Raw genomic sequence first — 14,661 nt, forward strand, 5'->3', positions numbered from 1 at the left:
TGACACCCACGCGCCCGCACCCGCCCCGCTATTGGGGCCCGGCCGCGCGCCCCTTCCCGCGGGGCGGGTTTAATGGGCGGGGGGGCCCCCCCCCCCGCCCCCCCGCCGCCGTCGGCCGAAGGAGCTCACCCCATGCGCCGCACCGCCCGTGCCCTGACCGTCGCCGCCCTCGCCGGTGTCGTCCTGGGCTTCGCCGCCTCGGCCGCCCTGGGGGACCCGGCCGCGGAGGTCAGTCCCGGCAGCGTCGCCCCGGGCGGCAAGGTCACCGTCTCGGTCACCTGCGACGCCCTCGACGGGGACGCGCCCGCCACCCTGGACGCCACGTCGCAGGCGTTCGAGGAGGGCACCGTCCGGCTGAAGCGGATCTCCGCCAACGACAAGAAGGCCGCCGGGCCCGCCTACGAAGGCACCGCGCGGGTCCCTTCGGCCGAGAACTTCGAGGGCGACCCGGACGCGGCCGGACCGGAGTCCGCGTGGACCGTCGACGGCGCCTGTCCGGCGGCGGGCGGCGGGGAGGGCAAGGAGTGGAGCGCGACCTTCACCGTGGCCCGTGAGAACGGCTCCGGCGAGGGCGGCGCGGGCGGTGGCGGCAAGGGCAGCGGGGAGGGCGGCTCCGGTGCTGCCGGGGAGGGCGGCAAGGGCGGCACCGATGGCGGCAAGGACGAGGTGGGGGGTGGCCAGGGCGGCAGTGACGGTGGTGTGGGTGGTGGTACCGAAGGCGGCGGAGACGAAGGCGGTGGCATCGAAGGCGGCAGCCGTCCCTGCGCCGAGGCCGGCTCGGGCTGGACCGGAGCCGACGAGTCCCAGCCTCACTCGGGCAAGTCCGAAGGCGGCGGGACCGGGTCCGATTGGGGCGCGGCCGACGCCGACAAGACCGAGCCGCGCGCGGAGGCGACCGAGCCGTCCTGGGAGGAAGGCGGGCTCCGCTCCGGCCAGAGCGACGAGTCCGGCAAGAGCGAGTCGCACGAGCAGGACTGCGACAGCGCCGGTGCCGGCACCGGCACCGGCACGGAAACCGAGCACGGTGTGGAGGCCGGTGCGGGCGGTACCTTCACCGACTCCGTCCCCGCCCTGGTCGCCGGTGGCCTGCTGATCGCGGGCGCGTTCGGGGGCGCGACGTACCGGCTGCGCCGCAAGACGCCCGCCACGGAGGACTGATCCGTACGGCCGCCCCGGAACGGGCGCAACCCCGGCGGCCGCCCGTGGAAGTGCGCCACGATGGATGGGCGGGGCGCGGGGCGCAAGGTGTGGGGCGCACGGCGCGGGGATACGCAACACGCCGCGCGGCCTCCGCACCGTAAAACCCTCAGAGCCCGCCCACGCAACGCCGCCCTCAGCCCTCACGGAGCACCGGACGACGACGAACCACCACGGCACCAGGCACAGCGGAGGCACGGATGCGCCGGACGGACCTCGAAGGCCACGGCCCCGTCCGCTACGGGCCGCCGCTCCCGGACGACGGGCTGCCCGTGCTGCCCGAACTGGCCGCCGTGCTCGCCGCGGCAGCGGGCCGCGCCGAGAGCGAACCGGTCGGCGGCGGCACCGCGCTCCTGGAGGCGGCGTGCGCCTACTGGGACCGCCGTGGTCTGCCGACCGGGCCCGAGCGGGCGGTGGCCGCTCCCGGCGCCCCCGCGCTGCTGCTCGCGCTGACCTTCGCGCTCGGCGGCGACGTCCTCGTGCCACGGCCCTGTGCCGCCTGGTGGGCGCCGTACGCACGTCTGTTGGGCAGACCCGTCTTCCATGTGGCGACACCGGCCGAGTGCGGAGGGGTGCCGGACCCGTACGCCCTGCTGGAGACGGTCCGCAGAGTGCGCGCCGAGGGCGGTGATCCGCGCCTGCTGGTGCTGTCCGTCGCCGACGACCCCACCGCCACCGTGGCCCCGCCCGAGGTGCTGCACGAGACGCTGGAGGCCGCCACCGGCGAGGGGCTGCACCTGGTCAGCGACGAGACCTGGCGCGACACCGTGCACGCCCCGCACGACACCGTGCTGCTCAGCCCCGCCGAGATGCTGCCCGAGCAGGTCACCGTCGTCACCGACATGGCCGGGGCACTGCTGCCGTCGGGCTGGCCGGCCGCGGTCGCCCGGTTCCCGGCGGGCGAGGCCGGAGACGGCCTCCACGCGCGCGTGCTCGACGTGCTCACCGCACTCGGCGCCCGTGTCGCCGGCCCGGTCGCCCTCGCGGCCGGGTATGCGCTGGCGGAGCCCGAGTCGGTGACCGCGCGGGTCTCCGCCGCCGTACGCCTGCACGCGCGCGTGGCCGCCGCCGCCCACGCCGCAGCCGTGGGAGCGGGTGCCCTGGCCCGGCCCCCGCAGGCCGGGCGCCATCTGTACGTCGACCTCGGCCCGCTGCGCGCCGGCCTGTCCGCGCACGGCGTGGGCGACGCGCAGGACCTGGAGGAGTTCCTCGCCGCCCGGCTCGGCATGCCCGCGCCGGGCGGGCACCGCTTCGGCGACGACCTCGGGGCACTGCGCGTGCGGCTGTCCACCGGACCGCTGCTGGAGGGCACCGACGAGGAGCGCGCGGAATGCATCACTTCGCCCGCGCCGTTGGAACTGCCACAGGTGCGACGCGCGCTGATCCATCTGAAGTCGGTCTTCGACGATCTCCGCGACGACGCTCAGCGATGGGAGCCTCCTCGATGACGCAGCAGTCCGAGTCGACCACCACGCGTACGACCACGACGGGCACGGCAACGGGTACGGCCACTACCGGCACGGCCGCCACACGTACGACCGTCACAGGCGGGACCAGGCGGGAAACCAACGCCCCGGCGCCCCCGTCCCCCTTCGCACCCCCGTACCCGCCGCTCGCCGCACCCCGCCCGCTGTACGAACGCCGGGTGTGGCCGCGTACCTTCCACGACCGCCTCACAGCCCCGCTGCCCGGTTTCAAGACCCTCGCCCGCTTCGCCCGCGAGGGCGCCGTACGCCCCGGCCACGAGGGCCTCGCCGACATCCCGCGGCTGCCTTTCGAGCCGGGCCCGCTGCCCCGCGTGGACGCGCGCACGATCGCCGTCTCCTGGGCGGGGCACGCCAGTTGGGTCGTGCGGATCGGCGGACTGACCGTCCTCACCGACCCGGTCTGGTCACGCCGCATCCTCGGCACCCCGCCCCGCGTCACCCCCGTGGGCATCGCCTGGAGCGCCCTGCCGCACGTGGACGCGGTCGTCATCAGCCACAACCACTACGACCACCTGGACGCCCCCACACTGCGCCGACTCCCGCGCGACACCCCCGTGTTCGTCCCGGCCGGACTCGCCGGCTGGTTCAGGCGCCGCCGGTTCACCCGGGTCACCGAGCTGGACTGGTGGGAGGCGGCCGAACTGTCCGGCGTCCGCTTCGACTTCGTCCCCGCCCACCACTGGTCCAAGCGCACCCTCCTGGACACCTGCCACAGCCTGTGGGGCGGCTGGGTGCTCACCGCGCCCGACGGGCAGCGCGTCCACTTCGCCGGCGACACCGGCTACGGCCACTGGTTCACCCGCATCGGCGAGCGCTACCCGGGCATCGACCTCGCCCTGCTCCCCATCGGCGCCTACGACCCCCGCTGGTGGCTCAGCGACGTCCACTGCGACCCGGAGGAGGCGGTCCGCGCCGCCCAGGACCTCGGGGCGCGGAGGATGGCGCCGATGCACTGGGCGACGTTCGTCCTGTCGGCGGAGCCGGTCCTGGAACCGCTCACGCGGGTGCGGACGGCGTGGAAGAGGGCCGGGCTGGCGCGAGAGGACCTGTGGGACCTGCCGGTCGGCGGCTCACGGGTGCTTGAAATCGCCGGGTAAGGGTCGCAACCCCAGGGGCGCGGGGCTGTATCAATGTGCGGCTCCGCCGCGTGGGCGCGAGCAACCACATACAACCCGCACTCCGCAACGCACCATCACCTGGCAGCTCGAACCCGCTTCCAAACACTCGGCGCCACACTGATCACCACGGTCAGTGCCACCGCCGCCACCACGCCCTCCCACGGCTCCGGGAACAGCGAGCCCCCGAGAATCCCGATCAGCTGATACGTCACCGTCCAAGCCAGGCACGCCGGAAAGTTGCCGCGCGCGAACCTCCGCATCGGCCACTTCGCCAGCAGACACGCCAGCATCACCGGCAGCCGCCCCGCCGGTACCAGCCGGGACAGCACCAGCACGGCGACCCCGTGCGCGGCGAGCCGGTCCTGGGCCTGTGTGAGCCGCTCCTCCGGTGCCCGCGCGCGGATCGCCTCCAGCCAGCGCGAGCCGTTCTTCGAGCCCATGCCGCGCCGCCCCAGCCAGTACAGCGTCACATCGCCGAGAAACGCGGCCGTGGACGCCGTCACGAACACCAGCGCCAGCGAGAACGGCGCCGTCTGGTGAAACGCCACCACCGCCGCCGAACTCACCAGCGCCCCCGTCGGCACGACCGGCACCAGCGCCCCGATCAGCACCAGCAGGAACAGCGACGGATAGCCGATCGCCTGCTGCGTCGACTCCGGCGGAACCGTCGTCGCGGTGGCGGCCAGCAGCGTCACCGGGCCACCTCCAGGCGCACACTCTCGCCGTGCGCGAGCCGGTGCACCGACACGCCGGGCGCGTGCTCGGCCGCGAGCCGCGCGAACTCGTCGCCGGGTGCGTGGAATTCATGGGGGCGTACGGCATCCATGCCGATCGGCCAGTAGGTGCCGAAATGCACCGGCACGGCGCTGCGCGGTGACAGCCGGGCCAGTGCCTCGGCCGCCCGCGCCGCGTTGAGATGGCCGTCCCCGAGATACGGTCCCCAGCCGCCCACCGGCAGCAGCGTCACGTCGACCGGCCCGACCTCCTCGGCCATGGCGTCGAACAGCCCGGTGTCCCCGGCGAAGTACGTGCGGCCCTCGCCCTCGATGACATAGCCGAGAGCGGGGGAGCGGTGCGGGCCGACGGGCAGCCGGCGTCCGTCGTGCCGCGCGGGCACGGCCCGTACGGTCAGTTCGCCCACCGACGCCACGTCCCCGGGGGACATCTCGGTCACCTGCAGCCGGGTGAGGCGGCGCAGGCCCGGCACCGCGCGCAGCGCCCCGGCGGGCACGAGCAGCCGGGTGCCCCGCGCCAGCCTCGCGAGGGACGGCACGTGCAGGTGGTCGGCGTGGAGGTGGGAGACGACGGCGACATCGGCCCGCCAGGCGGCGGGCGGCGGCAGTGCGCCCCGGCGGCGCCGCAGGTGCGCGAGGCGGCGCGCGAACAAAGGGTCGGTGAGAACGCGCACGTTCGAGTCCTCGACCGTGCAGGTGGCGTGACCCCACCAGGTGATCTCCACCGGCACCTTCTTTGCCTCCTTCGCGCGACTCCCCGAAGCGTACGGGCTGGAGTAGGGTCGGCGGCGAAACCCGGAGGTGAGGGGGACGCCATGGGGCCATCCATAGTGCGCGTCACGGCGATCGCCAGTCTGACGCCGCTCGAAGAGCTGGACGCCGACCCCTTCCTGGTGGACTCCCGCAGCCAGCACGCGATGTGTGCACACTGGGCCGCCGAACACGGGTACGTCATCGCGCGTGAGCTCCTCGTACGAGGGCTGCGGGCCGACCACAGCGTGCTGTGGGAAGGCGTCCGGCCCGGCCTCGATCTGTTCGTGGCGCCCAGCCGCAGGGTGCTGGAGAGCGCGCTGTCGTCCGTCGAGGAGTTCACCGCGGAGTGCGCCCGGCGCGGGGTGCGGGTGGAGACGGTGGGGCGGGCCGAGCCGTTGTACGACGCGCAGATGAAGGCTCGGGTGCACCGTCGGCTGTCGATGCCTACGGCGGGGTACGACGGCCGTTAGGCGCTCCCCTGAGGGAACCCGCGAGCTCTGAGAGCCGTTGTGTCAGGCTGGGGGCATATAGGTCCGTTTCGGGGCGGTGGGCTGGGCGTGCGTGGGCGTTGGCGGCGGATTGCCAGTCAGGTCGGGCGGAGCGTGGCCGTGTGGGCCGTCTCCACCGTGACCATGCTCGTGCTCGCCGGGATCCTCCCCGACTTCCAGCTCCAGTCGTCGGACGGTGACAGCGCCACCCGCATCGCCGTCACCGCGGCCCTCGGCGCCGGCGCCTTCGGTCTGCTCTCCGCGCTCGTCTGGCCCCTTCTCGTACGGCTCCTGCTGCTCGTGCCGGCGCTCGTGCTCGGCCTGCTGGTGTTCTTCCTCAACGGCTCGCTGCTCATCGTCGCCCTGCGCCTGGTGCCCTCCGGCGACAGTGAGGCCGCCCCCGAGACCGCCGTCATCGTCGCCGCCGTGATGTCCGCCGTCGCCTCCGCCACCGGCGCCGCCCTGGCCGTACGGGACGACGACGCGTACCGGCGCCGGCTGTACCGCCTGGCCGACCGTCGGCGCAGAGCCCTGCCGCCCGGCCCGTCCAGCCCCGGCACCGTCTTCATCCAGCTCGACGGCGTCGGCCACGACGTGCTGCTCGCCGCCGTCGGCAAGGGCCTGATGCCCACCGTCGCCCGCTGGCTGGGCGACCACACCGACCACATCGACCGCACCGACGGCACCCGGTACGGCGCCGCCCCCACCCACCGCCTCACCCCCTGGCGCACCGACTGGTCCAGCCAGACCGGTGCCAGCCAGCTCGGCATCCTGCACGGCAGCAACCACGACGTCCCCGCCTTCCGCTGGTACGAGAAGACCGGCCGCGAGGTCATGGTCTGCAACCGCCCCACCAGCGCCGCCGAACTCCAGCGCCGCGCCGTCGACCGCACCGGCGACGGCGGACTGCTCAGCGTCGACGGCGCCAGCCGCGGCAACCTCTTCAGCGGCGGCGCCGACGAGCAGGCCCTCGTGCTGTCCATCGCCACCAAACGCCGAGGCCGCCGCAACCGCTCCCGCGCGGGCTACTTCGCCTACTTCTCCGACCCGGCCAACGCCGTCCGCACCGCCCTGTCCTTCATCGCCGAGGTCGGCCGCGAGATCGGCCAGTCCACCCGGGCCCGCGCCCGCAAGGTCCGGCCGAGGGTCTCCCGCGGCGGTCTCTACCCCTTCGTCCGCGCCTTCGCGACCGTCGTCGAGCGGGACGTCGTCGTTGCCGCGGTCATGGGCGACATGTTCGCCGGGCGTACCGCCGTCTACGCCGACCTCGTGGCGTACGACGAGGTGGCGCACCACTCCGGGCCGTGCGGCCGCGACGCCGAGAAGGTCCTCGAAGGCCTCGACCGGGCACTGGCGTTGATCGAGAAGGTCGCCGAGCACGCGCCGCGGCCGTACCGGATCGTCGTGCTGTCGGACCACGGGCAGAGCCCCGGCGAGACCTTCCGCACCCGCTACGGACTCGGCCTCGGCGACCTGGTGCGGGCCGGCTGCGGGCTGCCCGTGCCGCGCCGGGCCCGGCGTACCCACAGCGGTGCCGAGGCCCGCGCGGCCGTGCGCGCGGCGTTGCGCCGTCCCGTCGAGGAGGGCGGCGAGCAGCACCGTCCCGCGCGCCGCCGCTCCGAGCCGATCGTGCTGGCCTCCGGCAACCTCGGCCTGGTCTCTTTCCCGGACGTGCCGCACCGGATGACCAGGGAGGAGATCGACGCCCGCCACCCGGCCCTGCTCACCACCCTCGCCAACCACCCCGGCGTCGGCTTCCTGCTCGTCCGCAGCGAGCAGCACGGCGGACTCGTGCTCGGCGCGTTCGGCGCGGAGATCCCGCTGGACCGGCTGGACGACGATCCCGGGCCGCTGGAGGTCTTCGGGCCGGGCGCCGCCGACGCCGTGCGCCGCACGCACTCCTTCCCGAACACCGCCGACATCATGGTCAACTCCTGCTACGACCCGGCCGACGGCGAGGTCCTCGCGTTCGAGGAGCAGATCGGCTCGCACGGCGGGCTCGGCGGGGCGCAGGGCAGACCGTTCCTGCTGTCGCCGCTCGCCTTCTCCGCACCGGTCGGCGACGGGGAGGACCTCGTCGGCGCCGAGCACATCCACCGCGTACTGCGCCGCTGGCTGCGTGAGTCGAACGGGCCGCAGGTGCCGGTGGAGGCGGAGCCGGAGGAGCGGGCCGCCTGAAATTCGGATGACGGCCGCAACCATCAATTGAGAACCTCGACGGCGAGCAACCACATCCGCGAGAGCGGCGCCAATTTAGGCGCAAAGAGGGGAGCCTCTGCTTTGCAGGCTGCGGTCACCGTAACTCCCGCCCGTATCCCCGAACTGCTGCTCGGTCTCGCCACCGTGCGGCCGGTCTTCATCTGGGGTGCCCCCGGCATCGGAAAGTCCTCCCTGGTCAGGGAGTTCGCCGAGTCGCTGGGGCTGGAGTGCGTGAGTCTGCTCGGCACCCAGCTCGCGCCCGAGGACCTGATCGGCGTGCCGCAGATCCGCGACGGGCGCTCGGTGTTCTGCCCGCCGGAGGCCATCGCCCGCGACGAGCCGTACTGTCTGTTCCTGGACGAGCTGAACGCGGCCACCCCGGATGTGCAGAAGGCGTTCTACTCGCTGATCCTGGACCGCCGTATCGGCAACTACGAACTGCCGAAGGGCTCCATCGTCATCGGCGCCGGCAACCGGGCCACCGACAACGCCCTCGCCCGCCCCATCGCCTCCGCGCTGGTCAACCGTCTCACCCACGTCCACCTGGAGGCCTCCGCCAAGGACTGGCTGACCTGGGCCGCGAACAACGGCATCCACCCGTGGATCCTGGACCACCTCACCGACCGCCCCGACCACCTGTGGTCCAAGCCGCCGAAGACCGAGGAGCCGTTCTCCACGCCCCGCTCCTGGCACATGCTCTCCGACGCGCTGCACTCCTTCGGCCGCGACCTCGACGAGGCGACGCTGAAGGTGCTGGCGCACGGCACGCTGACCCCGACGCACGCCACCGCGTTCTGCGGCTACGTCAGGATCGTGCGCAGTCAGTTCGGCATCGAGGCCGTCATCAAGGGCGACGCCCGCTGGCCGCACCGTATGGAGGACCGCGACCTGCTCTACTACCTCGCCGAGTCCTTCCGCGGCCGGCTGGTCAAGGAACTGCCCGCGAGCAAGGACCACATGTCGGCGAGCGGCCGTCAGACCGCGTACCGCGCGAAGTCGCTGCTGGTGCAGCTCGCCGAGATCTCCGTCGAGGTCGCCCAGAGCGTCATCGCGTCCGACGCCGACGGCAACCCCGTCCTGCCGTCCTGGTTCCTGGTGGAGGCGGCGCGGGACATGCCGCGGCTGGTGGAGGCGCGGCGATGAGCCGCACCCACGACAAGGGGAAGGGAAAGAAGAAGCGGGACCTGGCGGCGGAGGCGTTCGCCGAGGGGATGCGGCTGGTGCGCGCCAATCCCGCGCTCGCCGCCGTCGAGTTCGTCGTCTGCCGCCAGGAGAAGTGCGAACAGGCGCCCCGCGACGGCCTCGTCCGCGTCGACTCCGACGGCGACCTGCACGCCCACCCCGCGCGCATCGCCGAACCCGCCACCTGGGCCTGGGCCATCGCACACGCCGTCCTGCACCTCGGCTTCGGCCACGTCCCTTCCAGGAAGGGCACCCCCGTACAGCCCGACCGCGCCGAACTCGCCGCCCGCTGCGCCGTAGTCAACCGCTTCCTGCTCACCTTCCCGGTCGGACAGGCACCGGACCACCTCCCCCTGACCTACCCGGACGGCGACGAGGAGCAGCTCGCCGCGCGCTGGCGGCGGGACGGCATCCCGGCCGCCTACGAGCGCTGCGGCACCGCGGGCCCGGAGCCCGACCTGCTGCTCGTGGAGTGGATGGGCTGGTTCGGGTCGCCCCCGGACCACCAGCTCGCCTTCGCCACCGCGCTCACCCGGACCGTCTCCACCGCGATGGACATGGCGGGCGGCCGCCGCGACTCCATGGACGGCGAGCCGGTCCGGAAGCGGCCCTGGCAGTGGGCCCTGGAGTGGTTCATCACCTCCTACCCGCTGCTCGGCGGCATCGCGGCCGGCATCAAGCTCGTCGCCGACGCCGAACTCGCCCGCGCGCACGGCATCGCCGTCGCCGCCGTCAACGCCGAGGCCGGCGAGATCTACATCAACCCGCTGCGCCAGTTCGAGGACGAGGAGTGGCGGTTCATCCTCGCCCACGAGATGCTGCACGCCGCCCTGCGCCACGGCGACCGCTGCGGCGCCCGCGACCCGTATCTCTTCAACGTCGCCTGCGACTACGTCATCAACGGCTGGCTGCGCGAGATGCAGGTCGGGGAGATGCCCCAAGGGCTGCTGTACGACGCGCAGTTCACCGGCCTGTCCGCCGAGGAGGTCTACGACCGGATCGCCGGCGACCTGCGCCGGATGCGCCGGCTGGCGACCCTGCGCGGCAAGGGCGTCGGCGATGTGCTCGGCGCCCCGCTCGGCCCGCCCTGTGACCATGTCGATCTCGACGAGTTCTACCGCCGGGGTCTGGGCCAGGGCCTCGATCTGCACCAGCAGCAGGAGCGCGGCTTCCTGCCCGGCGGTCTGGTCCAGGAGATCCGCGCGCTCAGCCATCCGCCGCTGCCGTGGGACGCTCAACTGGCCCGCTGGTTCGACGAGTTCGTGCCACGCCCCGAGCCGGTGCGGACGTACGCCCGTCCCGCGCGCCGCCAGGGGTCGACGCCCGACATCCCGCGCGCGGGCCGCTACTTCCCGCCCGAGGAGATCGCCCGCTGCACCTTCGGCGTCGTCCTGGACACCTCCGCCTCCATGGGCGCCGGTCTGCTCGGCAAGGCGCTGGGTGCCATCGCGTCGTACGCCGAGGCCCGGGACGTACCGGCGGCTCGGGTGGTGTTCTGCGACGCGGGACCGTACGACGCGGGGTATCTGCCGGTGACGGACATCGCGGGACGGGTGCGGGTGCGCGGCCGGGGCGGTACGGTCCTGCAGCCCGGGATCGATCTGCTGCAGCGCGCGGACGACTTCCCGCCGGGTGCGCCCGTCCTGGTCATCACCGACGGCTGGTGCGATGTGCTGCGGGTGCGGCGCGAGCACGCGTATCTGATTCCGCAGGGCCGTCGACTGCCGTTCACCCCGCGTGGGCCGGTCTTCCGGGTGCAGTGAGCCGGAGTGTGATCGGATGGGGGGCACGGACCCAGGAAACGGGCCCCCACGCGAAAGGAAGAACCGTGGCTACCACGCGCTCCGCACACACCGTCTGGGAAGGCAGCCTGCTTGAGGGCAACGGTGTCGTCAACTTCGACTCTTCCGGTGCCATCGCCGCACAGCCGGTCACGTGGGCCTCGCGCTCCCAGGAGGCGAACGGCAGGACCAGCCCGGAGGAGCTGATCGCCGCCGCGCACTCCAGCTGCTTCTCGATGGCGCTGTCGCACGCTCTGGCGGGGGCCGGCACGCCGCCCACCAAGCTCGTCACCTCGGCCGACGTGAGCTTCCAGCCGGGGGAGGGGATCACCGGGATTCATCTCACCGTCGAGGGGACGGTGCCGGGGCTCGACGCCGAGGGGTTCGCCGCGGCGGCGGAGGACGCCAAGAAGAACTGCCCGGTCAGCCAGGCGCTGACGGGCACGACCATCACGCTGACCGCGAAGCTGGCGTAGCCGTTCGCCCACGGGGGTGCCGGGGACGGTCGTCGGGCGGCTGCGGCGTCGTCGTGGCCTGTCGCGCAGTTCCCCGCGCCCCTGGGGGTGTGGCCCTTCGGGCCACCCCCCAACCCTGAGCGGGCGCTCAGGGACCGTTTGGCACCCCTCACCCCGGTCACCCGTCCCATTGACAAGAACCCACTCAAGTTTTGTGCTGGAGTTCAAGAGGTGCGCTGGCGGAAGGGGACAGCGATGGCACGCGCGGTCGGGATCGATCTCGGGACCACGAACTCGGTGGTCGCCGTTCTGGAAGGCGGCGAACCCACTGTCGTCGCCAATGCGGAGGGGGCCAGGACCACACCGTCGGTCGTGGCCTTCGCCAAGAACGGCGAGGTGCTCGTGGGGGAGGTGGCCAAACGGCAGGCGGTGACGAACGTCGAGCGCACCGCCCGTTCCGTGAAGCGGCACATGGGCGACGGGAGCTGGCGGTTCCCCGATCAGGGCGATATCGACGGCACCCGCTACCGGGCGCAGGAGCTGTCCGCCCGGGTGCTGCAGAAGCTGAAGCGGGACGCCGAGTCCTATCTCGGCGAGGACGTCACCGACGCGGTGATCACCGTCCCCGCGTACTTCGACGACGCCCAGCGGCAGGCCACCAAGGAGGCCGGGGAGATCGCGGGCCTGAAGGTCCTCAGGATCATCAACGAGCCCACGGCCGCCGCCCTCGCCTACGGCCTCGACCGGGGCGAGGAGCAGACGGTCCTGGTCTTCGACCTCGGCGGCGGCACCTTCGACGTCTCCCTGCTGGAGATCGGCGACGGCGTCATCGAGGTCAAGGCCACCAACGGCGACACGCATCTCGGCGGCGACGACTGGGACCAGCGGGTCGTCGAGCACCTGGTGAAGAAGTTCAAGGGACAGAACGGCATCGACCTCGGCAACGACAAGATGGCCCTGCAACGGCTTCGCGAGGGTGCCGAGAAAGCCAAGATCGAGCTGTCCAGCTCCTCCGAGACGACGATCAACCTGCCCTACATCACCGCCTCCGCCGAGGGCCCCCTCCACCTCGACGAGAAGCTGACCCGCGCCCAGTTCCAGGAGCTCACCGCGGACCTCCTCGACCGCTGCAAGACCCCCTTCCACCAGGCCGTCAAGGACGCCGGCATCAAGCTCGCCGCGGTCGACCACGTCATCCTCGTCGGCGGCTCCACCCGGATGCCCGCCGTCACCGACCTGGTGAAGGAACTCACCGGCAAGGACCCGCACAAGGGCGTCAACCCCGACGAGGTCGTCGCCGTCGGCGCGGCCCTCCAGGCGGGCGTCATCCGCGGCGACGTCAAGGACGTCCTCCTGCTCGACGTCACCCCGCTGTCCCTCGGCATCGAGACCAAGGGCGGCATCATGACGAAGCTCATCGAACGCAACACGACGATCCCGACCCGGCGTTCGGAGATCTTCACGACCGCCACCGACAACCAGCCCTCCGTCGGCATCCAGGTCTACCAGGGCGAACGTGAGATCGCCGCGTACAACAAGAAGCTCGGCGTCTTCGACCTCACCGGTCTGCCGCCCGCGCCGCGCGGGGTGCCGCAGATCGAGGTCGCGTTCGACATCGACGCCAACGGCATCATGCACGTCTCCGCCAAGGACCTGGCCACCGGGCGCGAACAGAAGATGACGGTCACCGGCGGCTCGGCGCTGCCGAAGGACGACATCGACCGGATGATGCGGGAGGCCGAGCAGTACGCCGAGGAGGACCGCAATCGCCGGGAGGCGGCGGAGACCAGGAACCAGGCCGAGCAGCTCGTCTACCAGACCGAGAAGTTCATCCGCGACAACGAGGACAAGGTCCCGGCGGACACCAGGACCGAGGTCGAGTCCGCGGTCACGGAGCTGAAGCAGCAACTGGAGCAGAACGCCGAGACGAACGCCCTGCGCAGCGGCATCGAGAAACTCGCCTCCGTCAGCCAGAAGATGGGCCAGGCGATGTACGCGTCCGCCGCCGGCGGTTCAGCCGATGAACCGAAGGCGAGCGCGCCCGACGACGAAGAGGGTGTGGTGGACGCGGAGATCGTCGACGACGAGAAGGACCAGAGGGACCAGAAGGGCGGGGCGGCCTAGGACCCGGTCTTTTCCCAGCCCCGCTTCTCCGGCCGCGGCCCCAGCTGTTCGGGGTCGCGGCTGCGGTACACCACATACGGCCGGAACAGGTACTGCACCGGTGCGCTGAACATGTGCACCAGCCGGGTGTACGGCACCAGGGCGATCAGTGCCATGCCGATCACCGCGTGGACCTGGTACAGCACCGGCACGCCCGCCATCCGGTCGAGGTCCGGCTGGAGTGTGAAGAGGCTGCGGGCCCAAGGGGCGATGGACTGACGGTAGTCGTAGCCGTCGCCGGAGGAGTGGGCCAGTTTCGCGACCATGCCCATCACGATCGCCGCGAACAGCACCACGTACATGAGCTTGTCGTTGACCGTCGTCGCCCGGAACACCGGTGCGTTCGTACGGCGCCGGTAGATCAGCAGCACGATCCCGGCGACCGTCAGCAGCCCGGCCGCCGTACCGCCGTACAGGGAGAACAGGTGGTAGGTGTGCTCGCCGACGCCGAGCGCGTCCGTCCAGGACTCCGGGATGAACAGGCCGATCAGATGGCCCACCAGCACGAACAGGATGCCGTAGTGGAAGGCGGGCGAGGCGATGTTCAGCAGCTTGGACTCGTAGACCTGCGAGGAGCGGGTGGTCCAGCCGAACCGGTCGTAGCGGTGGCGCCAGATCAGGCCGGCGACCAGGAGGGCGAAGGTGCCGTACGGCAGGACGCCCCAGAGGAGTGTGGTCATGGGCGCACTCCCGTGTGTGCGGTCGGCAGTGTGGCGCATACGGCGTCCAGGACGGACGCGTACGGAGTCCCGAAGTCGGTGAGCCGGGAGCGGAGCTGCTCCAGGGCGTCCCGGTGTTCCAGCAGGAGGTCGGTGTTGCCGGTGCGGGCCGCGAACTCCAGGACGGCGGGCAGGAAGTCGGGCAGTTCCTCGCCGGTGAACTCCAGGCCGTGCGCGCGGTACAGCTCCTTGAAGCGGAGCAGCGACATACCGCGCCGCCTGGTGTCCCCGTCCTGCCACCAGCTCAGGTAGAGGCTGTGGCGGTGGGGGGGGGGGGGGGGTGCGGGGTGGGGCGGGCGCGGTTTTGGGGGGGGTTTGCCATCGACCGTTTGGGGGGGCGGGTTTGACGGCGCCCCGCCGCTTGCCATCGGTGGCGTCGCCGCCC

At 72.5% G+C, this 14,661-nt stretch carries 13 protein-coding genes; 9 read left to right on the forward strand and 4 right to left on the reverse strand.

Going from position 1 to position 14,661, the window contains the following annotated elements; genetic code table 11:
* Positions 1-132 precede the first annotated feature (132 nt).
* From ACFWYS_RS07645 to ACFWYS_RS07655, 3 genes are all read left to right on the forward strand, one after another.
* Entirely contained in the window at positions 133-1,158 is a 1,026-nt protein-coding gene (locus ACFWYS_RS07645; protein ID WP_384764716.1) for a hypothetical protein, read from the forward strand.
* A 239-nt stretch (positions 1,159-1,397) separates the two neighbouring features.
* Positions 1,398-2,645, forward strand: coding sequence for an aminotransferase class I/II-fold pyridoxal phosphate-dependent enzyme (locus ACFWYS_RS07650; protein WP_384764718.1), 1,248 nt, complete (start codon positions 1,398-1,400; stop codon positions 2,643-2,645).
* Entirely contained in the window at positions 2,642-3,781 is a 1,140-nt protein-coding gene (locus tag ACFWYS_RS07655; protein ID WP_384764719.1) for an MBL fold metallo-hydrolase, read from the forward strand. The genes ACFWYS_RS07650 and ACFWYS_RS07655 overlap by 4 nt, the downstream gene beginning before the upstream one ends.
* Positions 3,782-3,876: 95 nt before the next feature.
* Here the strand turns inward: ACFWYS_RS07655 and ACFWYS_RS07660 are convergent, their stop codons facing one another.
* Positions 3,877-4,497, reverse strand: a complete 621-nt coding sequence (locus ACFWYS_RS07660) for a DedA family protein (protein WP_384764720.1) — start codon at positions 4,495-4,497, stop codon at positions 3,877-3,879.
* A complete protein-coding gene (locus tag ACFWYS_RS07665) occupies positions 4,494-5,267 on the reverse strand; it encodes an MBL fold metallo-hydrolase (protein ID WP_384764721.1) in 774 nt (257 codons plus the stop codon). The genes ACFWYS_RS07660 and ACFWYS_RS07665 overlap by 4 nt, the downstream gene beginning before the upstream one ends.
* Positions 5,268-5,351: 84 nt before the next feature.
* On the opposite strand from ACFWYS_RS07665, the gene ACFWYS_RS07670 reads away from it, so the two are divergent.
* The 6 genes from ACFWYS_RS07670 (at position 5,352) to dnaK (ending at position 13,518) form a co-directional block, all read left to right on the forward strand.
* Positions 5,352-5,759 carry a hypothetical protein gene (locus ACFWYS_RS07670; RefSeq protein ID WP_272113414.1) on the forward strand — a complete coding sequence of 136 codons (408 nt, stop codon included), beginning with the start codon at positions 5,352-5,354 and terminating at the stop codon, positions 5,757-5,759.
* A gap of 138 nt (positions 5,760-5,897) precedes the next feature.
* Entirely contained in the window at positions 5,898-7,955 is a 2,058-nt protein-coding gene (locus ACFWYS_RS07675; protein ID WP_384765096.1) for a phage holin family protein, read from the forward strand.
* A 102-nt stretch (positions 7,956-8,057) separates the two neighbouring features.
* Positions 8,058-9,119: an ATP-binding protein gene (locus tag ACFWYS_RS07680; protein ID WP_384764723.1), complete on the forward strand. Its 1,062-nt coding sequence runs from the start codon at positions 8,058-8,060 to the stop codon at positions 9,117-9,119.
* Positions 9,116-10,921, forward strand: coding sequence for a hypothetical protein (locus tag ACFWYS_RS07685; protein ID WP_384764725.1), 1,806 nt, complete (start codon positions 9,116-9,118; stop codon positions 10,919-10,921). The genes ACFWYS_RS07680 and ACFWYS_RS07685 overlap by 4 nt, the downstream gene beginning before the upstream one ends.
* A 65-nt stretch (positions 10,922-10,986) precedes the next feature.
* A complete protein-coding gene (locus ACFWYS_RS07690; protein ID WP_384764727.1) occupies positions 10,987-11,415 on the forward strand; it encodes an OsmC family protein in 429 nt (142 codons plus the stop codon).
* 234 nt (positions 11,416-11,649) lie between these two features.
* Positions 11,650-13,518: a molecular chaperone DnaK gene (gene dnaK / locus ACFWYS_RS07695; RefSeq protein ID WP_384764729.1), complete on the forward strand. Its 1,869-nt coding sequence runs from the start codon at positions 11,650-11,652 to the stop codon at positions 13,516-13,518.
* On the opposite strand, the gene narI is transcribed toward dnaK, so the two are convergent.
* Positions 13,515-14,237: a respiratory nitrate reductase subunit gamma gene (gene narI, locus ACFWYS_RS07700; protein WP_384764730.1), complete on the reverse strand. Its 723-nt coding sequence runs from the start codon at positions 14,235-14,237 to the stop codon at positions 13,515-13,517. The two genes, dnaK and narI, sit on opposite strands and share 4 nt — an antisense overlap.
* Positions 14,234-14,661: nitrate reductase molybdenum cofactor assembly chaperone (narJ, locus tag ACFWYS_RS07705; RefSeq protein WP_384764731.1), on the reverse strand; the 428-nt coding region annotated here is incomplete at its 5' end. The genes narI and narJ, both read right to left, overlap by 4 nt.

This window comes from Streptomyces sp. NPDC059010 (assembly GCF_042740355.1).
Lineage (GTDB): Bacteria > Actinomycetota > Actinomycetes > Streptomycetales > Streptomycetaceae > Streptomyces.